At 36.4% G+C, this 302-nt stretch carries 1 pseudogene; it reads right to left on the bottom strand.

Features of this window, described 5'->3' with window-relative positions:
- Positions 1-302 (bottom strand): annotated as a pseudogene (locus AB4653_RS28965) (hypothetical protein); the annotation flags it as partial.

Below are 302 nucleotides of genomic sequence, written 5' to 3'. Positions count from 1 at the left end.
TCTTTGATCTTCTCTACTTCAATGTTTTTAGTCTTTTTCCGGCGATGCGCCCAGACTTGAAAGTATCGGATCATTTTTTTATAGACCAGCTCGCGACGAGATTTCCTTTTTCTTCTCAATTTGAAGCTATCTGCGAGGTTCGCTAAGCTTGTTTTTTTCTTACGAAGCATTCTGGAACGAATGTATCTAGTAATGCTTTGCAGTAGCATGTGCCTTATTTTTTTGCTTTCTAAACGTTTTTCACGCGCAATTCTATTTTCTTCAGAATTTAGCGATAAGAAGAGGTTTAATAAAAAGTAAAC

The sequence above is a fragment of the Vibrio sp. 10N.222.48.A3 genome (assembly GCF_041475345.1).
In the GTDB taxonomy this organism is placed as follows: domain Bacteria; phylum Pseudomonadota; class Gammaproteobacteria; order Enterobacterales; family Vibrionaceae; genus Vibrio; species Vibrio tasmaniensis_A.
This window is presented reverse-complemented; position numbering and strand designations above follow the sequence as displayed.